The 17802-nt window shown below is 75.0% G+C and carries 21 protein-coding genes, 1 tRNA gene and 1 riboswitch; of the genes, 5 read left to right on the top strand and 17 right to left on the bottom strand.

The features are described from left to right. Nucleotides 1-311 precede the first annotated feature (311 nt). Nucleotides 312-1505, top strand: a complete 1194-nt coding sequence (locus RDI86_RS09620) for an FAD-dependent oxidoreductase (RefSeq protein WP_308821276.1) — start codon at nucleotides 312-314, stop codon at nucleotides 1503-1505. Here RDI86_RS09620 and RDI86_RS09625 read toward each other — a convergent pair. Then, nucleotides 1469-2074, bottom strand: a complete 606-nt coding sequence (locus RDI86_RS09625; RefSeq protein ID WP_308821277.1) for a DUF4334 domain-containing protein — start codon at nucleotides 2072-2074, stop codon at nucleotides 1469-1471. The two genes, RDI86_RS09620 and RDI86_RS09625, sit on opposite strands and share 37 nt — an antisense overlap. A 103-nt stretch (nucleotides 2075-2177) precedes the next feature. Here RDI86_RS09625 and RDI86_RS09630 point away from each other — a divergent pair, with 103 nt between their 5' ends. Then, complete coding sequence (locus tag RDI86_RS09630) at nucleotides 2178-2555, top strand: hypothetical protein (RefSeq protein ID WP_143311115.1); 378 nt, start codon at nucleotides 2178-2180, stop codon at nucleotides 2553-2555. A 19-nt stretch (nucleotides 2556-2574) separates the two neighbouring features. Here RDI86_RS09630 and RDI86_RS09635 read toward each other — a convergent pair whose 3' ends face one another. After that, nucleotides 2575-3834 carry an AI-2E family transporter gene (locus RDI86_RS09635; RefSeq protein ID WP_168945598.1) on the bottom strand — a complete coding sequence of 420 codons (1260 nt, stop codon included), beginning with the start codon at nucleotides 3832-3834 and terminating at the stop codon, nucleotides 2575-2577. Between the two features lie 97 nt (nucleotides 3835-3931). On the opposite strand from RDI86_RS09635, the gene RDI86_RS09640 reads away from it, so the two are divergent. Further along, nucleotides 3932-4312 (top strand): VOC family protein, encoded by a 381-nt coding sequence (locus RDI86_RS09640; protein WP_076404822.1) that lies wholly within the window; start codon nucleotides 3932-3934, stop codon nucleotides 4310-4312. A gap of 4 nt (nucleotides 4313-4316) precedes the next feature. Here RDI86_RS09640 and RDI86_RS09645 read toward each other — a convergent pair whose 3' ends face one another. Then, nucleotides 4317-5180, bottom strand: a complete 864-nt coding sequence (locus RDI86_RS09645; RefSeq protein WP_308821278.1) for a helix-turn-helix transcriptional regulator — start codon at nucleotides 5178-5180, stop codon at nucleotides 4317-4319. A gap of 100 nt (nucleotides 5181-5280) precedes the next feature. Here RDI86_RS09645 and RDI86_RS09650 point away from each other — a divergent pair, with 100 nt between their 5' ends. Then, nucleotides 5281-6045: an SDR family NAD(P)-dependent oxidoreductase gene (locus tag RDI86_RS09650; protein ID WP_308821279.1), complete on the top strand. Its 765-nt coding sequence runs from the start codon at nucleotides 5281-5283 to the stop codon at nucleotides 6043-6045. 93 nt (nucleotides 6046-6138) lie between these two features. Here the strand turns inward: RDI86_RS09650 and RDI86_RS09655 are convergent, their stop codons facing one another. The 12 genes from RDI86_RS09655 to RDI86_RS09710 all read right to left on the bottom strand — a co-directional run bounded on the left by RDI86_RS09655 (nucleotide 6139) and on the right by RDI86_RS09710 (nucleotide 14751). Further along, the gene (locus RDI86_RS09655) at nucleotides 6139-6504 is read right to left on the bottom strand and encodes a nuclear transport factor 2 family protein (protein WP_308821280.1); all 366 of its coding nucleotides are present in this window, start codon (nucleotides 6502-6504) and stop codon (nucleotides 6139-6141) included. A 77-nt stretch (nucleotides 6505-6581) separates the two neighbouring features. Then, nucleotides 6582-7358: an SCO1664 family protein gene (locus tag RDI86_RS09660; RefSeq protein WP_308821281.1), complete on the bottom strand. Its 777-nt coding sequence runs from the start codon at nucleotides 7356-7358 to the stop codon at nucleotides 6582-6584. Further along, complete coding sequence (locus RDI86_RS09665) at nucleotides 7355-7903, bottom strand: DUF3090 domain-containing protein (protein WP_308821282.1); 549 nt, start codon at nucleotides 7901-7903, stop codon at nucleotides 7355-7357. Before RDI86_RS09665 ends, RDI86_RS09660 begins: the two co-directional genes overlap by 4 nt. A gap of 64 nt (nucleotides 7904-7967) precedes the next feature. Further along, nucleotides 7968-8672 carry a histidine phosphatase family protein gene (locus RDI86_RS09670; RefSeq protein WP_076404816.1) on the bottom strand — a complete coding sequence of 235 codons (705 nt, stop codon included), beginning with the start codon at nucleotides 8670-8672 and terminating at the stop codon, nucleotides 7968-7970. A 24-nt stretch (nucleotides 8673-8696) separates the two neighbouring features. Continuing rightward, on the bottom strand, nucleotides 8697-9140 hold the full coding sequence (locus RDI86_RS09675) for a hypothetical protein (RefSeq protein WP_244550428.1): 444 nt from the start codon (nucleotides 9138-9140) through the stop codon (nucleotides 8697-8699). Nucleotides 9141-9339: 199 nt separating this feature from the next. Next, a complete protein-coding gene (locus RDI86_RS09680) occupies nucleotides 9340-10134 on the bottom strand; it encodes an NlpC/P60 family protein (RefSeq protein WP_308821283.1) in 795 nt (264 codons plus the stop codon). Continuing rightward, nucleotides 10134-10322, bottom strand: a riboswitch (cyclic di-AMP (ydaO/yuaA leader). (Overlaps the previous gene by 1 nt.) 47 nt (nucleotides 10323-10369) lie before the next feature. Beyond that, nucleotides 10370-11311 carry a F510_1955 family glycosylhydrolase gene (locus tag RDI86_RS09685; protein WP_308821284.1) on the bottom strand — a complete coding sequence of 314 codons (942 nt, stop codon included), beginning with the start codon at nucleotides 11309-11311 and terminating at the stop codon, nucleotides 10370-10372. An 82-nt stretch (nucleotides 11312-11393) separates the two neighbouring features. Further along, on the bottom strand, nucleotides 11394-12023 hold the full coding sequence (locus RDI86_RS09690) for a DUF305 domain-containing protein (protein ID WP_308821285.1): 630 nt from the start codon (nucleotides 12021-12023) through the stop codon (nucleotides 11394-11396). A 93-nt stretch (nucleotides 12024-12116) separates the two neighbouring features. Beyond that, complete coding sequence (locus RDI86_RS09695; RefSeq protein ID WP_137280537.1) at nucleotides 12117-12530, bottom strand: hypothetical protein; 414 nt, start codon at nucleotides 12528-12530, stop codon at nucleotides 12117-12119. Nucleotides 12531-12626: 96 nt separating this feature from the next. Continuing rightward, nucleotides 12627-12700, bottom strand: a tRNA-Pro gene (locus RDI86_RS09700). 57 nt (nucleotides 12701-12757) lie between these two features. Continuing rightward, complete coding sequence (locus RDI86_RS09705) at nucleotides 12758-14110, bottom strand: MFS transporter (protein ID WP_308821286.1); 1353 nt, start codon at nucleotides 14108-14110, stop codon at nucleotides 12758-12760. Further along, entirely contained in the window at nucleotides 14107-14751 is a 645-nt protein-coding gene (locus tag RDI86_RS09710; protein ID WP_074806613.1) for a GntR family transcriptional regulator, read from the bottom strand. Before RDI86_RS09710 ends, RDI86_RS09705 begins: the two co-directional genes overlap by 4 nt. Before the next feature lie 193 nt (nucleotides 14752-14944). Between RDI86_RS09710 and RDI86_RS09715 the strand changes: the two genes are divergently transcribed. Beyond that, nucleotides 14945-16123, top strand: a complete 1179-nt coding sequence (locus tag RDI86_RS09715; protein ID WP_308821287.1) for a Fic family protein — start codon at nucleotides 14945-14947, stop codon at nucleotides 16121-16123. A gap of 29 nt (nucleotides 16124-16152) precedes the next feature. Here the strand turns inward: RDI86_RS09715 and RDI86_RS09720 are convergent, their stop codons facing one another. Together RDI86_RS09720 and RDI86_RS09725 are read right to left on the bottom strand one after the other, a co-directional pair. Further along, entirely contained in the window at nucleotides 16153-16737 is a 585-nt protein-coding gene (locus RDI86_RS09720; protein WP_308821288.1) for a putative immunity protein, read from the bottom strand. Nucleotides 16738-16861: 124 nt separating this feature from the next. After that, nucleotides 16862-17698, bottom strand: coding sequence for an alpha/beta fold hydrolase (locus tag RDI86_RS09725; RefSeq protein ID WP_021483134.1), 837 nt, complete (start codon nucleotides 17696-17698; stop codon nucleotides 16862-16864). Between the last annotated feature and the right edge of the window lie 104 nt (nucleotides 17699-17802).

A 17802-nucleotide genomic window follows, 5' to 3' on the forward strand; every position in this document is an offset into this window, starting at 1 on the left:
GGCCCGCGAGGAAGACCCGAGCCCCCCTCCCGCGCGAAGGTCCGGGCCACGGCCCCGCCGATCGCGCCTCCGCCGCCGTAGACCACGGCGACCCTGTCCTGCAGCAGTCCGGTCATGTCGCCCTCCCGGTGCGTCCCGTCGAACGGGTCTCGACCCCGCCGGCGCGACCCGCGACCGGCGCTCATGATGCAACCCCAGGGTTGCACGTCATCTGGCACTGTGCAACCCTTTGGTTGCATGCAGTTGGCAGGGCGTGCGGGCTCACCCACCCGTAGCGTGGAGCGCCCCACCCCCGGCAGATCGGACCCGCCATGAACGCACCGGCACGCCACGACGTGCTCGTCCTCGGCGGCGGCAACGCCGGGCTCTCGCTCGCCGGGCGCCTGCGCCGCGACGGCTGCCCCGACGTCGCCGTCGTCGACCCGCGGACCACGCACCAGTACCGGCCGCTGCTCTCCTACGTCGCGTCGGGCATGGCGACCCTCGACGACCTCTCCCGGCCGCAGGAGGACGTGGTGCCCGACGGCGTGCGCCTCTACCCCGACCGCGTCGTCGGCGTCGACCCCGAGCGCTCGCTCGTGCACCTCGCGGGCGGGCGCGCCCTCGGCTACGGGGACCTCGCGGTGTGCCCCGGGTCGGAGGTCGACTGGGACGCGGTGCCCGGCGCCGAGCAGGCGATGGGCACGCCGTTCGCCGCGACGAGCTACCTGCCCGACCTCGCGCCGAAGACGTGGGAGCTGCTGTCGTCCCTCACCTCCGGCACGGTGGTGTTCGCGATCTCGGCACGGCACGTGCCGTGCTTCCCCGTGGGCCTCAAGCCGCTGTTCGTCGCCGCCGACCACTGGCGCCGCACCGGCGTGCTCGACGCGATCCAGGTCGAGCTCGCGGTCGAGTCGCCGCGCCTCGTCGACGACCCGCGCGCGGAGCCCGCGCTGCGCGCCGCCGCCCGGCGCTACGGCGTGCGGGTGCGTACCGCGACGTCGCTCGTGTCCGTCGACGCGACCCACCGCACGGCCCGGCTCCGCGGGCCGCACGGGACCGACGAGATCTCCTACGACGCGCTCTACGTCGCACCGCCGCACCGCGCTCCGGCGTGGGTCGCCGCGAGCGGGCTCGCGTCCTCGGAGAGCGACGGCTTCGTCGCGGTCGACCCCGGGACCCTCCAGCACGTCGCGCACCCGCGCGTCTGGGGGCTCGGCGACGCCGCGGCGGTCGACGCGATGCCGTCGGGCGGCGCCCTGCGCCGGCAGGTGCCCGTCGTGGCGCGCAACATCCAGGCCCGACGGCGCGGCACCCCGATGCAGCGCTACGACGGCTACTCGGTCGCGCCCGTCACGACGTCGCGCGACCGCCTGCTCCTCGCCGAGTTCGACCGGGACCGGCGGCCCGACCCGGGGTTCGGCGTCGTCGACCTCGCGCGCCCGCGCCGCAGCCTGCTGCTGTTCGACCGCTACCTGCAGCCCACGATCTACTGGCGGCGGCTGCTCCAGGGCAAGGTGTCCTGACCCGCGGCACGCCGCAGCACGAAGAAGAACGGGCGGCCCATGCCGCGCGCCTCCATGCACCCGACGAGCGTGTCGTCGTCGACGGCGCGCAGCGCGTCCTCGACCGGGAGCGCGTCGTAGGTCATCGCCGCGGTCACCACGCCCCGGTGCACGACGGCGCGCACCCGCGCCCGGGGCGACCGCGTCCGGGTGAGCGGCAGCAACGCCCGCACGACCCGGGCGACCGGCGGTCGGCGCAGCGCCGGGGCCGCCCGCAGCACGAGCGAGAGCGGCACGAACGCGGGGTTGACGTCCACCAGGCCGCCGCCCGCGCCGTCGAACAGGAGGGGGTGCGCGTCGCCGCCGCGCTCGAACCGCTTGCCCGCCCAGCCCAGCGCCTCGAGCGCGCCGTCGAGCACGTGCCCCGTCGGCAGCCCGGACCCCCACCAGAACCCCGGGAGCGACTCGCCGTCGACGGGCGCGAGCGTGTCGAAGAACGCGAGCGCCCCGGCCGTCGTCGTGCCGCGCGCAAGGTCGTCGAGCGTGCCGGACGGCGCGCGCTCCTGCTGCGGGGCGTCGGGGTCGGCCATGCGTCGCTCCTCGGTCGTCCGGGCGGGACCGTCGTCCCGATCCTCGCGCGCGGCGCGGGACGACGCCCGTCGTGCCGCCCCCCGCGGTGACACACTGGTCCCCGTGCAGCACGGCGACATCGAGACCGACCAGGACGCCGCGGCGCACGCGCTCGCCCGGAGCGTCGCGACGCTCCGCCGCGCGGCCGACCACGCGGACCGCTGGTGGTACCTCGCGAGCGGGCGCGAGCTCGACGGGCGGGCCTACGCGTGGGCGTGCGTGCCGCTCGCGGGCGAGGTGGTCGCCGTGCGACAGGTCGTGGGGCTGGAGGACGGGACCTGGCGCCGGTACGCGTACGACGAGGTCGTCGAGGACGACGCGGGGTTCCTCACGGACCAGCCGTTCGGCGACGACGACCTCGCCGGGACCGGCGACGTCCACCCCATCGACACGACGGAGTTCGCCGCCCTCTGGGCGCGCGCGGGGACCGCCAGGGCGTGAGCCCGGCCGGCGCCCGCCGTCAGGACGACGACGCCGGCGCGCCGTCCACGGTCTCGTGCCGCTTCTGGCGCGCGAACCGCGCGGGGAGGTCGGGGCCGTCCCAGACCTGGATCGCGCGCCAGATCGACGCCGCGATGGGCACGGCGAGCACGGCGCCGGTGAGGCCCGCGAGCACGGTGCCCGCGGTGAGGGCGACGAGGATCACGAGCGGGTGCAGGCGCAGCGTGCGGCCCATGACGACGGGCTGGAGCAGGTCGCCCTCGAGCTGGTTCACCGCGATGACGATCGCGACGACGATGAGCGCCTCGACCGGCCCGACGGCGACGAGCGCGACGAGCGCGCACAGGACGCCCGCGAGCGTGGCCCCCACGAGCGGGATGAACGCGAGCAAGAACACGAGCACGGACAGCGGGAGGACGAGGGGCACCCCGACGATCGCGAGGCCGATGCCGATCGCGACGGCGTCGACCGCGGCGACGATCGCCGTCCCGCGCACGTAGCCGCCGAGCGTGCGGACCGTCGTCTCGCCGATGCGCTGTCCGCGCGCGTACCGGGCGCCCTCGAACGGCCGCAGCAGGAACTCCCAGATCGCCGGGCCGTCCTTGAGGAAGAAGAACAGCACGACGATCATCACGAAGAACCCGGCGACGAAGTCGACCGTCTGGGAGGCGCCCGCGAGCGCCCCGGCGCCGACCGCGTCGGACTGGAGCAGGCCGACGAGCGAGTCGCGCACCGACGCGATCTGCTCCTCGGTGATGTCGAACGGCAGGTTCTGCACGTAGGTCTGGAGCTCGTCGAAGCCCTCGACGGCCTGGTCGCGCAGCTCCGGCCACTGCTTGACGACCGCCGCCGCGACGAGCCACACCACCACGCCGAGCACGACGACGAGCGCGAGCAGCGCGACGACCGTCGCGAGGAACGACGGCACGCCCTTGCGCCGGAGCAGCCCGACGAGCGGCGAGATCGCCGCGGCGAGCACGAGCGCGATGAGGACCGGGATGACGATGAGCGTCAGCCGCGTCACCGCGAACACCGCGACGGCGAGGAGCGCGACCAGGGCGAGCACCTGCACCGAGCGCGTGCCTGCGCGACCGAGGCCGTCCGACCAGAGCGCGGACGCTCCCGCCGGGCGCGCGGGCTCGACGGCGTCGGCCCGGTCCGCGGCGGTGTCGGTCTCCCCGGCAGGGGCACGCTCCGCGACGGCGACGCGCTCCGCGGCGGGAGCCTCCTCGGTGCGCTCGTCCGCCCGCTTGCCCGACCGCCGTCTGCCCAGACCCATCCCGCTCCCTCTCTCGCCGCACGTGTGACGGCCAGGGTGCCACGATCGGGCGTCACCCGCCGGGTGCCGGGACCGGGCGCCCCGTAGGCTGCGAGGCATGGCGTCCCGCATCAGCGAGCTGGTCCTCGACTGCGCCGACCCCGAGCTGCTCGCCCGGTTCTGGTGCGACGTCCTCGGCTACGTCGAGCTCGACCGCGAGGAGGACGGCTCGATCGAGATCGGCCCGCCCGACGTCGGGTTCGGCGGCCCGCAGCCGACCCTCATCCTCAGCCCGAGCACCGACCCGCGTTCCGGCAAGCTCCCGCTGCACCTCGACGTCAACCCCACCGACCGCGACCAGGACGCCGAGCTCGAGCGGCTCCTCGCCCTCGGCGCGCGGCCCGCCGACGTCGGCCAGACGGGCGACGAGCCGTGGCACGTCCTCGCCGACCCCGAGGGGAACGTGTTCTGCCTGCTGCGCCGGCGCCTCGACCCCTGAGCCGTCAGGACGGCTGCGGGGGTGACGGCACGGCGAGGTCCTGCGTGCCCACGACCCCGAGCAGCCGGATCCGGTCCGCCGCCTCCGTGCCCGGCGCCGCCGTGAGCACGAGGAGCACCTGGAGCTGGTCCTCCGTGGTGAGCGCCTGGCAGTCCACCTCGATCTCCCCCACCACCGGGTGCACGAGCGTCTTGTGGTCCACGAACCGGCGCGCCACCTCCTGCCGGTCCCACAGCGCGACGAACTCCGGGCTCGTGCGCGACAGCACGCGCACGAGCTCCCCCGCGCGGGACGACGCGCCCAGCACCGCCACGGCCGAGCGCAGGCTCGCGACGAGCGCGCGGCCCTGCCGGTCCCGGTCGTGCGCCGGGTAGATCGCCCGCGCCGTCCCCGGGTGGGCGAACCACCGGTAGATCTCGCTGCGGTCCCACCCCGCGTACGCCGACGCGTCGCCGTAGAGCGCGCGCGCCAGGTCGTTCTGCGCGAGCGTCTGCGCGAGCGGGTCGAGGATCAGCGCCGGGGTGTCGTCCAGGCGGTCGAGCACGCGCTGCAGCGCGGGAGCCACGCGCCCGGGATCGGTCGCCCGGTCGGGCACCCCGTGCCCGGCGACCCGGTAGAGGTAGTCACGCTCGTCGTCGGACAGGCGCAGGGCCCGCGCGATCGACGCGAGCATCTGCGTGCTCGGCTGCGGCCCGCGCTGCTGCTCGAGGCGCGTGTAGTAGTCCGTCGACATGAGCGCGAGCTGCGCCACCTCCTCGCGGCGCAGGCCCGGTGCCCGACGGCGCAGCCCGGCCGGGAGCCCCACGTCGCCCGGCTGCAGCGCCTCCCGGCGACGGCGGAGGAAGTCGGCGAGCGCGGCACGGTCCATGCGCCCATCGTCCGCGGTGCGCGGCGCCCGTGCCAGGGATCGCCGGTCCCCCGTCCAGCGGACTCTGCCGCGCCGCGCGCACGGCGCCCAGGATCGAGGCATGGACATCACGAGCAGCACCGTCTTCATCCCCGGCGCGACGAGCGGCATCGGGCTGGCGCTCGCGGTCGCGCTGCACGAGCAGGGCAGCACCGTCGTCGTCGGCGGGCGCCGCACCGACCTCCTGGAGCGGATCGCCGTCGAGCACCCCGGCCTCGACACCGTACGCATCGACACCACCGACCCCGAGAGCATCGCCACGGCCGCGAAGGAGGTCCTCGACCGCCACCCCGACCTCGACACGCTCGTCACCATGGCCGGGATCATGCGCACCGAGGACTGGCACCACCCCGAGGGCTTCCTCGACACCGCCGAGCAGATCGTCACGACCAACGTGCTCGGCCCGATCCGGCTCGTCGGCGCGTTCGTCGAGCACCTGCAGACCCGGCCGCGCGCGACGATCGTCACCGTGTCGTCCGGGCTGGCGTTCGCTCCGCTCGCGGCCACGCCCACGTACGACGCGTCGAAGGCCGCGATCCACATGCTCAGCGAGGCGCTGCGGCTCCAGCTCGCCGACACGAGCGTCGACGTCGTCGAGCTCGTCCCGCCGTCGGTGGCGACGGATCTCATGCCGGGTCAGCGCGACAGCGCGATCGCCATGCCGCTCGACGAGTTCGTCGCCGAGGTCGTCGACCTGCTGCGCGCGCAGCCTGCGGCGCACGAGATCCTCGTCGAGCGCGTGAAGTTCCTCCGGTACGGCGAGGCGCGCGGCGACTACGACGACGTCGTGCGGACCCTCAACGCGTCCGACCCGCACGGCCGCTGAGCCGGCCGGGCCGCCGGGCCGGTGCAGCCGCCGCGGTCCGAGCGGGCTCGGCGCGAGCGGCTCGGTCAGGCGGGCCCGGCCGGGCGAGCCCGGTCAGACGGGCTCGGGGGCCGGGGCGAGGGTCGCGGCCAGGACCTGCCATGCGCCGTCGGCGCGCACCCACAGGCGCGTGTAGACCAGGCGCGCGGACAGCGCGGCCCCCTCCTGGACAGCGTCCACGGCGGCGACGAGCCGGGTCGTCCCGCTCGGGCCGTCCTCCTGGACGACGAGCGACTCCTCCTCGAGCCGCGTGATCCGCAGCGCGCCCGAGCGGTGGCTCGCGAGGTCGTCCTCCTTGGAGAAGACCGACCCGTCCGGACCGGCCCCGACGCACCGCGGGTGCAGCAGCGCGTCGAGCGCGGCGACGTCGCCCGCGCGCTGGGCTGCCTGGAGAGCGTGCTCGGCGGCAAGGAGGCTCATCGCGCGAGTCTACGCACGGGGTCGGGACCGGCGACTGCCGGGCGCAGCGCCGTCGACGAGTCAGCGGCGGCGACGCGTCAGAACAGCGGCCACGGGACGGCGGGCATGTCGCCCTCCGGGGCGGGGAACCGCGCCGTGCGCAGCAGCCGGTCGCAGCGATCCGCGAGGGCGGCCACCTCGTCGGGCGCGAGGAGACCGCGCAGGCGGTGGGCGAGGTCGCCGTCGACGCCCGCGCGCACCCGCTCGACGCCCGCGAGCTCGTCGTCGGCGAGGGGCTCGCCGAGCCAGCCCCAGAGGACGGTGCGCAGCTTGGGCTCGACGTGGAAGGTGACGCCGTGGTCGACGCCGAGGCGCCGCCCGTCCGCCAGCGGCAGCACGTGCCCGCCCTTGCGGTCGGCGTTGTTCACGACGGCGTCGAGCACGGCCATGCGCCGCAGCGCCGGCGAGTCCTCGTGCACGACGCTCACCGGGCGGTCGTCCTCGTCGACGCCCTCCAGCACCGTCCGCACGCCGTCACGCGGCACCTCGTCGGTGGGCACGACGTCGACCGGCGACTGCGCCGCGTCGACGTTCTGCCAGAGCTGCACCATGCCCGGGCCGAGCGGCCCGTCGCGGAGCCACGTGCGCGGCACGACTCCCCCGCCGAACACCTCCGAGACGAGGTACGCGGCGACCTCGCGACCCGCGAGCGTGCCGTCCGGGAAGTCCCACAGCGGCTTCTCGCCCGCGACCGGCTTGTACACGACCGAGACGTCGCCCAGCCGGGCGAGGAACGTCGCGTTCGACGCGACGCGGATCCGCCCGACGACGTCGAGCGGCGCCTCGGTGAAGGCGTCGTCGTGCGGGGTCGTCACGCCTCGTCGGGCGACGGGCACTCGTGCCCGTCGGGGTCGACCGGCCGGCCGCACAGCGGGCACGGGGGGCGGCCCGCGCTCACGACGGCGCGCGTGCGCTGCGCGAACGCGCGGGCCGTCCCCACGGGCATCTTGACGAGGAGCGACTCGGCGGGCTCCGGCTCGTCCGCCTCGGGATCGAGGTCGTCGTCGTCCACGAGCGGGAACGCCTCGACGATGACCTGCGCCGTGCGCGGGTCCCAGGTCAGGCGCATCGCGCCCGTGCGGAACTCCTCCTCGACCGGGAGGTCCAGGGGGTCGTCGTCGACGAGCTCGGCCGGGACGTCGGCGGGGACGCTGTACCGGTTGTCGGGCTCCTCCATGAGCTCGTCCAGCAGGCGCTGGATCGTGTCCGCCAGGACGGCGGACTGCTCCTTCTCGAGCACGACGCTCGTCGTCCGCGTGCCTTCGCGCGCCTGCAGGTAGAACGTGCGGGAGCCGGGCGACCCGACGGTCCCCACGACGACGCGGTCCGGCCAGTCGTACTCGTGGACGAGAGTGGGCATGACCTCACTCTACGAGCGCACGGCCCGTCCGCACGGGACGGCCACGGGTCGGACGTCGGCCCGGCTACCGCGCGGCGTCGGCCTGGCCCGGCCCGGCGCCCCCGCCCACCGGCGCGTCACCGGCAGGCGCGGCGCTGCGCAGCCAGGAGAGGTCGCCCGCGTCGGTGTTCATGGCGACGACCTCCGGGCGGTGCGGCCCGTACCGGACGACGGAGATCGACGCCGGGCCGACGACGATGCGCTGGAAGAGGTCCAGGTGCACCCCGAGCGCGTCGGCGAGCACGGACTTGATGACGTCGCCGTGCGAGACCGCCGCCCACACCGCGTCCGCACCGTGGCGGGCGGCGACCTCAGCGTCGTGCCGCCGGACCGCCTCGACGCCCCGGGCCTGCATCGCGGCCATCGACTCGCCGCCCGGGAAGACGGCCGCCGACGGCTGCGCCTGCACGACCGACCACAGCGGCTCCTGGGCGAGGTCCTTCAGCGCACGCCCCTGCCACTGCCCGTAGTCGCACTCGGTGATCCCGTGCTCGGTCAACGACTCCGGGTCGTCCGCCTGGTGGTCGAGCAGGGCTCGCGCGGTCTGCCGGCACCGCTCCAGCGGGCTGGTGACGACCCGCGCGAGCGGCACGCCCGCGACGCGCTCGGCCGCCCGGGCCGCCTGGTCGCGCCCGACGGCGTCCAGCGCGACGCCGTCGGCCCGCCCGGCGAGGATGCCGCTCGCGTTCGCGGTGGTGCGGCCATGACGGACGAGCAGGACGGTCGGCATGCCCCGAGCGTAGGTGACGGACCCTCACCCTGTGGTGGCGACGTCCGGGGGCGGTGGTACCTCGGCCTGGGCCGAGATCACTCGCGGCGCCAGCTGGTCGGGCAGGGGCGCCAGGCCCGGCCCGCCCGCGCGAATCCAGGAGTGCAGAGCGGCGGTGAGTTCGTCGCCCGCCAGCTGCTCGAACCAGGCGGGGCCGGCGGCGCGTGCGGCGGGGACCGGCCGCACCACGACGACGTCCCCGCGCTCGCACGCGTCGAGGCAGTCGACGACCGTCAGGCGCGCGTCCCCGCTCTCGGCGATCCGGCGCAGACGCTCGAGCTGCCCGCCCGGACGGGTGTCGGTGGCGGCCAGCGTCTCCCCCGCGCACAGCCCGCACGCCGTGATGCCGGGCACCGTGCGCGCGGGGCGGGGACGACGTCCCCGCTCTTCAGTGGGGGTCGTCTCGTCGGTCGAGGTCGTCGCCGTCACGCGTCGATGCCCTGGTGCCGCACCTGGTGGCGGGCCTGGTGGCGGACCGCCGTCGGTCCGTGCTCGCCGCGATGTCCCCGGGACGCCATGCCTGTCCTTCTTCCTGTCGTGCCGACGGGACCGACGCCCGCGAGCCATACCCCACAAGGGTATATCGGCCGAGGGAGGGCCCCACCCGCCGGGTGGGGCCCTCCTGCGGTCAGCCCACCCGGATGAAGGTGGGGTTGGACTGCCAGATCTCCCCGTACCGGACGGTCTTGCCCGGCGACGGAGCCTCGATCTGCTGGTTGTGCCCGACGTAGATGCCGATGTGCCCCGGGCTCCAGATCAGGTCACCGGGTTGCGCCTGGTCTCGGGAGATCACCGTCCCCGCGTACCGCTGCTGGGACGAGGTCCGGGGCAGGTCGATGCCGACCTGGGCGTAGACGTAGGACGTGAAGCCGGAGCAGTCGAACCCGTCCGGGGTCGTCCCGCCCCACAGGTACGGCACGCCGAGGTAGCGCGCCGCGATGCTGACCACGGCCGAGCCCGCCGCCGACGACGGCACCGCGACGGGAGCCGAGGCCTCCTCCGTGGCACCTTGCTCCGCCGAGGTGCTCGTCCGTTCCTCGCTCCGGGACGGACGCTCCTGACGCTCCGGCTCCGGCTCGGGTTCCGGCTCCGGTTCCGGGGCGGGAGTGACGGTCACCGGTGCCTGCTCGATCGCGAACGACGCGTCGGCGGAGACGGTCACCGCCGGTGCGGCGCTGAGCGCCTGGCGGGCCTGCTCGGTCAGCGCGCTGAGGTCGACCCCGGACACGGCCTGCGGCTCCGTGCTCGGCGCGGCGCTGGCAGGCGCCGCGAACCCCGAGACCAGCAGCCCCGACCCGGCGGCCAGGAGGACGCCCTTGCGGGCGGCGTTCGCCGTCCCCTCCTGCGCCGTGCGGGCTATCGAGGTCAGCGGCGTGATCGGTCGGTGGGACGCACGGTGGCGTCCCGCGTTTCTTGCGTTCATGGTGGTCTCCTTCGTGCCTACGGGGTGAGCTGTCGGGTTCGGGTCGGAGAGTGACCCGGCCGGACCGGTGGTTGCGGCCCGGCTTCACCCCGAGAGCACCGCGGTGCTCGCCTGAGTGGTTCCCCCGCCCCTGTCGTGGTGGTCGATGGTGTGCTCCCGGAGCTGACGGGGCTCGGCACCCTCCGGGATCCCTCGCGGACCGTTCCGCGAGGAGCATGAGGCTGCGGGCGACGTCTCACCCGCGGTCGGCGCCGAGCGCCGCGTCCCAGCTCGCACCGAGGTCGCGGCTGGTGAACAGGCCGGTCTCCGTGGCGACGAGGATCCACGGCTGGTTGCCGGGGCTGTCGTCGGGCACGTAGGTCATGGCCTGCACGCCCTCGGGCGCGGTGCCGTGGCTGTCCCAGCTCTCGGTGCCGGGCGTGCCGGTCCAGACGACGCCCCGGGCGTCGATCCCGATCAGCGCTCCGCCCCGCTCGTCGTCGACGAGCACGAGGGCGGGCGCCGCCCGGTCGGGGGCGAAGCTCCGGCCGGCGTCGCGGCTGAGCTGCAGGCCGGTGGGCGTGGTCGCGACGACCGTGTCCGGGCCCGCATCCAGGAGGTGCAGGTCCCGGGCCTCCACGGTCGCGCCCCGCGACCACGTCTCGCCCGAGTCGTCGCTGACGAGCACGGTGGAGGTCCCCGAGTCCAGCCCGACGACGCGGACGGTGCCGTCGCCGGTGCTCGCGGTGCTCAGGGCGTGGAAGTCGACCTCCCCGGTGAGGGAGACGGGATCCCACGTCGCGGCGCCGTCGGTGCTGCGGATCAGCCCGAGGTTGGGCTTCTCGAGCTCCGGCTGCTCCCCGGGCGCAGGGTGGCCCGAGGCGTACACGGTGCCGTCGACGGCGAGGGTCATGCCCATCGTGTCCTGGCGGCCCGTGCCGACCCGCTCGACCGGCCCGGGGTCGTCCTGGAACGGGTCGCCGAGGGTCCAGACCCCGGTGTGGGTGGCGATGAGGAGGGAGTGGTCGTCGCGCACGACCTGGACGTCGTGCACGTGCCCGAAGTCGGGCAGGTCCTGGGACGCGAGCGTCGTCGCGTCGGGTGTCGGTGGTGGAGTCGGGGTGCAGGCGGCCAGCAGCAGCACGGATCCCGCTGCGGCCCACCCGGTCACCCGCCTCGTGAGGGCAGGGTTGAGCACGGTGTGGGGTCCTTCGGCCTGGGCCCGCGGGGCGCGCGCACGTCAGACGCGTGCGACAGCGCGCACGCCCCGCGGGGCGGGATCAGCTCGAGGCGAGCAGGTCTTCCATGGTGGAGATCTCGGCCTGCTGGGTCTCGACGATCTCCTGTGCCATCGCGACCGCGTCCGCGTTCTCGCCCTCGTCGACCTGGGTCTGCGCCATCTCGACGGCACCCTCGTGGTGGACGATCATCTGCTCGAGGAACAGCTGCCCCGCCTCCGCGCCCTGCGCGGCGTCCAGGGCCTGCATGTCCTCCTCGCTCATCATCCCGTCCATCGACCCGTGGCCCATGGCCTCGTGGTCCATGCCGCCGGACTCCTCCATCGGGGAGCCCCACTCCTCCAGCCACGTGGTCAGCTGCTCGATCTCCGGGCCCTGGGCGTCCTTGATCTGGTTCGCCAGATCCGTGACCTCAGGGTCGACGCCGTCCTTGGCCAGGATGACGTCGGACATCTCGATCGCCTGCTCGTGGTGCGGGATCATCATCTGGGCGAACATCACGTCCTGGTCGTTGAACGTGCCGCCCTCCGCCGTGCCGTCCTGCTCCTCGGCCCCGGTCGTGGCGGACGACGGCGCCGTCCCGCTCCCGGGCTCGTCGTCGGTCGAGCACGCCGCCAGGCTCGCGACGGTCACCAGCGCGATCGCCGGCACCAGCACACTCTTGAACTTCATGGGACAGACCTCTCGTCTCGGTACTCAGGAACCACACGCGCCCCGGTGCGGGGCGTATCGGTCGACGCAGGGCGCGTCGACGGCGTGCGGCTCCTACGTCCGAGAGATGCCGAGAAGGTGCAGCGACGGCGCGAGGCCGACGAAGGGCTGAGCGCGCCCCGGTTCGACGAGGCGGGACCAGACGGGGGTGAGGCGTGCCAGGAGGCCGCGCCCGGGGCGCACGAGGGCGAGCAGCACGACCAGCACCATGAGGCACATGGCCGACGCCATCTCGTGCCCGCCGCAGTCGAGGCACCCACCCTGCTCGTGGTGCCCGGGGCCGTCGTCGGCCACCGGTGCGCCCGCAGGGTGGCTCGTCTCGGCGATGACCGCCGCAGGCCCGACGTGGGCCGTCGACGACCCGCTCATCGCGTGCATCGTCACGATGCCGAGAAGCAGCGCAGCGATCAGCAGGGCACCCGAAAGCCCTCGCCGGCGCCCGGCGAGCAGCGAACGGAGTGCGGCCATGAGGTGCATGTCGCCGCCACCCTAGCAAGCGGCCATCGCGTCCGGTCACGGCACGACGAGAAGAGGGACCGGCAGGTGCCGGTCCCTCTTCGTGTGTCGGGCTGACAGGATTTGAACCTGCGACCCCTTGACCCCCAGTCAAGTGCGCTACCAAGCTGCGCCACAGCCCGTGGCTGGATCACCGAGCCAGATCCGACCGGATCGGACCCCGTGAAGCCTCGGATACTCTACCCCATCCGTGACGCCTCCAGCGCACCGTTTGCCCCGGTCGGGGCTGTGCGGTCGGTCTCGCCGGAGGTCGCCGCGGCGTCCCGCTCCCCCGTCGGCAGGTGCGCGCGCCACGCGCTCGCCACGATCACCAGGCAGACCGCGGCGATGACCAGGCCGCCGAGGAACATCTGCGCGTACGTCCACCGCACGGACAGCGCCGCGAGCGCCACGGGCACGCAGAACCCGATGTACGTGAGCGAGTAGTAGACGGCCGTCAGGCCGGCGAGGTCGTCGGGCGTCGCGATGCGCTGGACCTCGCTGAGCCCGGCGACGAGCGCGAGCCCGTAGCCGGCCCCGAGCACCATGGCGGCGACGAGCGCCGTCGGGAGGTCGAGCCGCGCCGAGGCGTAGGCGCCGAAGCCCATGCCGACGACGACGATGGACATCGCCACGACGGACGCCCGCGCGCTGTGCCGGGTGTCGATGAGGCGGCCGAGCACCTGGATGCCGACCCCGCAGCCGAGGCCGAGCACGGTCATGAGCCCGGAGAACGCGATGGGCGCGCTGCCCGCGCTGGCGGACACGAGGCCGGGCAGCACGGCGTAGGCGCTGCCGGCGCACCCGAACACCCAGGGCGCCACGGGCACGACGACGCGCAGGAACCGCCGGTGCGCGACCGCCGGCACGCGCAGGTCGTCGCGCAGCCGGCCCCGGGTCCCGCCGTCGGGCACGACGCGCGTCTCCGGGACGCCGAGCAGCCAGACGCCGGTCGCGACGGCGAGCGCCGCGTGCAGCAGGTAGGCGGTGTGCGTGGGCCAGGGCGCCCACTGGGCGAGCACCGCGGCGACGCCGGCGCCGACGAGGAAGCCCAGCGTGAGGGCGAGGCCCGCGCGGCGGGCGCCGGAGCCGCCGTCGGGCACGCCGGACGCGCGGGCGGCCGCATCGCTGAGCTCCTTGACCCAGGTGGTGCCGACGGCCATGACGAGGCCCAGCGCGACGCCGCACAGGACGCGGCCCGTCGCGAGCAGCGCGGCGGACGACTCCCCCGCCGCGAGCACGAGCGACCCCGCCAGCGCGATCGGCGCGGCGGGCAGGAGCAGCGGGCGGCGCCCGTACCGGTCGGAGAGCGGTCCGCCGAGCAGGAGCGCGGGGACGATCCCGAGCACATACGCGGCGAGCAGCGCGTCGACGGTCACCGCGGAGAAGTGCCCGACCTCGCGGTACATGACGAGCAGGGGCGTGAACTCGTTGCCGCCCCACGCGACGGCGAACATCACCGCCGCGACGGCGAGCCACGCCCGCGGTCCGACGGCGGCGCTCGCCCCCGGCGCGGAGGCCTCGCTCGTGGGGTCCGAGGCAGCCGCGCTCACAGGCCGGCCCTCGCGTCCTCGAGGTGGCGCTGGACGCGGCGCTTGTAGGTGCGGGTGTCGCGCACCTCGAGCGCGTCGACGAGCGCACGGTGCCCGGCGACGAACGTCGTCGCACGGCCCGGGTCCCACCGGACGCTGTGCGCGACCATCCGTTGCTGACGCTCGCGCAGGCTCACGAAGAACGTGGTGAGCAGCGCGTTGCCCCCGGCCGCGACGATCTCCTGGTGGAACCGCGCGTCGAGGGTCGCGTACTCGGCGACGTCCCCGTCGGCGACGGCGGCCTCCTGGGCCGTGACGAGGTCGCGCAGGAGCGCGACGAGGGTGGCGAGCTCGGTGTCGGGCAGGCGGACGACGGACTGGGCGGCGTGCGTCTCGACGAGCAGGCGCGCGTCGAGGACGTCGTCGGCCTCGCCGGGCGCGACCGGCACGACGAGCGCGCCGCGCTTCGGGTAGAGCCGGAGCAGGCCCTCGGCCTCCAGGCGCAGGAACGCCTCCCGGACCGGCGTGCGGCTCACGCCGAGCTGTTCGGCGATCTCGCCCTCGCTCGTCATGGACCCGCCGGGCAGGCTCCCGTCGAGCACGAGGGACTTCACGTGCCGGTACGCCTGCTCCGTGGCGGAAGCGCTGGTGGTGCGTGGCATAGATACATGATGCATCTATCGTGTGCACGACATCGACCGCAACCGCTCTCCGGGGCCGTGCGGTTCGACACACCGAGCGCGGAACCCTCAAGTGATAGTTGACGCCGCCCGTTACTTACAGTTTCGCCGAAACTGTAAGTAAGGTGACGTCATGGAAGCAGTTCAGGCGCTCGCAGTCCCAGCGGTGGCTCACGTGAGCCACTACTGGACAGCAGAGAACGACGGCCTCTCGACGCGCGGGCAGGTGGCGGCTGGCTCGGGGCCCTACGAGTCCACCATCCCGACCGCCATCGCGGACTACTCCCCCATCCTGACGCCGCAGCAGTCCGCCGATGCCGAGGAAGCAGCCGCCGCTCTCGCACGCTTCGACTCGTACGCCAGCGCGACGCTCGGGCCGGACAACCCCACCCTGGGTCCGATGTCCTCGATCCTGCTGCGCACCGAGTCCGCTTCCTCGTCGCAGATCGAGAACCTCACGGTCGGCGCCAAGCAGCTCGCGCTCGCCGAGATCGACCAGACGACGAGCACCAACGCACGCACCGTCGTCGCGAACGTCCGGGCCATGCAAGCCGCCATCGACCTCGCCGACCGGCTCGACGAGGCCTCGATCCTCACGATGCACCGCGAGCTCCTCGCCGGGCAGCCCGGATGGGAGGAGCACGCGGGGCGCTACCGAGGCACTCTGGTCTGGGTCGGCTCGTCGAGCATCAGCCCGAGAGGCGCGACCCACGTCGGGCCCCAGCCCGAGCTCGTCCCTGGAGCGATGGCGGACCTGATGGCCTTCGTCCGCCGGGAGGACCTTCCCGTCCTCGTCCAGACCGCCGTCGCGCACGCGCAGCTCGAGACGATCCACCCGTTCACGGACGGCAACGGTCGCACCGGCCGGGCCCTCGTGCACGCCATGCTGCGCTCGAAGGGCCTCACACGGAACACCATCGCCCCGGTCTCCGCGGGCCTCCTCATCGACACCGAGGCCTACTTCGACGCGCTCACCGCGTTCCGCGCCGGTGACGCCTGGCCGATCGTCGAGCAGCTCTCCCGCGCGAGCCGGTTCGCCGCGACGGCCGGAGCGCGGCTCGTCGACGACCTCGCAGGACAGGTCGCCACAGCGCGGGAACAGCTTTCCGGGCTGCGGCCCCAGGCCTCCGCCTGGAGCGTCGTGCCGCACCTCGTGGCCCATCCGGTGATCAACGCGGCGTTCCTCCGCGACCACCTCGGGTTCAGTGACGTCACCGCCCAGCGAGCGCTGAGCCAGCTCGCCGATGCGGGTGTCCTCCGCGAGCGCAGCGGCCTCCGTCGCAACCGGGTCTGGCAGCACGAGGGGATCCTCGCCGTCCTCGACCTGTTCGCCCAGCGGATCCGGCGCAGCTGACGACGCCTGGAGGTCCCGGCGGGTGCCGACTACGTCAGCTCGTCCGTCCCGAGGCCCTCCGACGGCCCCGTGCCGTCCCGCAGCGCCGCGTCGAGCCGTCGGACCAGCTCGCCGACGCGACCGCCGCCGCCCGGCGCGGGCGGGTAGCGACGCAGCACGGCGACGACCTCGGGCGTCGCGAGCGCCCGCGCGGTGTCGAGCCACCTGCTCTCGACGCTCTCGTCGGACCCGTCCCCGCCCGCGGCGAGCGCGGCGGCGTGCGCCGCGTGGGCGGCGGAGCCGAGGACGTGCTTGACCTGGTGGGCGTCGGCGATCGGGTGCAGGTACGCGGCGCCGGCCGCCGCCATCGCGGCCCGGGCGGCCTCGGCGGCGGCGGGGTCGCCCGCCTCCTTCGCCGCGCGCAGGGCCGCCCAGGCGGTGTCGCGCAGCGCCTTGCCGCGCGCGCCGCCGTCGGCGAACGCGCGGGCCGCCTCGACCGCCTCGCGGGGGCGTGCGTCGTCGGGCCGGACCGCCTCGACGAGCTCCAGCGCCGGCTCCGTGCACCGGGCCGCGTACCCCGTGACCGCCCGCAGGTCCTCGATGCTCAGCTCGACCGCAGCCGCCGTCGTCGTCACCGCTCGCTCCTCGCTCTCGCGCGCTCCCGTCCGTGCCAGGACGCGGAACGCCCTGCGAGCACCGTACCGAGCCGTGCGCCGTCACGTCTCGACCCACGACGCGGCCCGCGGCGCACACGACGGCTCACACGACCGGCCCGGCCCCCCGCGCGACCTGGAGCACCCGGGCCACACCGGGCTCGTCGGGGTCGTCGGTGATGTCGCGCCCGTCGAGCCAGCACCCGACGACGTGCGCGAGCTCGCCAGGGTGGCTGAAGTTCATGGCGTGCGGAGCGCCCTCGATCGCCGCGACGGTCACGTGCGGGGGCGCGAGCGCCCCGACCTCCCGCACGCGCCACGGCGGCGGCATGAGCGGGTCGCGCGTGCCGAGGACGGCGAGCGTCGGCACGGGGACGCGCAGCACGCGTTCGAGCGAGGGGAACCGGGCGAGCTCGGCGAAGAGCTGGAGCGCGTTCACCGGCCCGAACCGCACGTAGTCGGGCACGGCGACGCGCGCCATGCGCGGGCTCTCGCGCACGGCGTCGCGCGCGAGCTGGGTGAGGGCGCGCCCGAACGGCTGGTTGTGCACGCCCCCGGCGGGCGAGGCGAGCACCACGCCGGCGACCCGGTCGGGGGCGGCGTGCGCGACCTCGAGGCTGACGGGCCCGCCCATGGAGTTGCCCAGCAGGACGACCCGGTCGAGCCCGAGGGCGTCGAGCGTCGACAGGAGCGCCCACGCGAGGGCGGGGATACCGAGCGGGTGGCCCCACTCCTCGCTGCGCCCGTACCCGGGCAGGTCCGGCACGACGGCGGTCGCGCGGTGGGCGAGACGCTCGGCCGTCGGGAGGAGGTACGTGCCGGAGATGGCGAAGCCGTGCACGTGCACGATCGGCACGGCGCCCGCGACCTCGGGGCCGGAGCGCACGAAGACCTCGCGGCCCTCGACGGTGACGTGGCGCGACGTCCACCCCTGAGCGGCCATACCGCGATCCTCCCAGCGCACCGCGCCGACCTCGGCGGCGTGGGCGGCGGAGCACCCGCGACGGGTGAGGCGCCGGGACGACCCGGGCGGCGAGCATGGACGCC

Source organism: Cellulosimicrobium sp. XJ-DQ-B-000, assembly GCF_031119065.1.
Classification (GTDB): Bacteria; Actinomycetota; Actinomycetes; order Actinomycetales; family Cellulomonadaceae; genus Cellulosimicrobium; species Cellulosimicrobium funkei.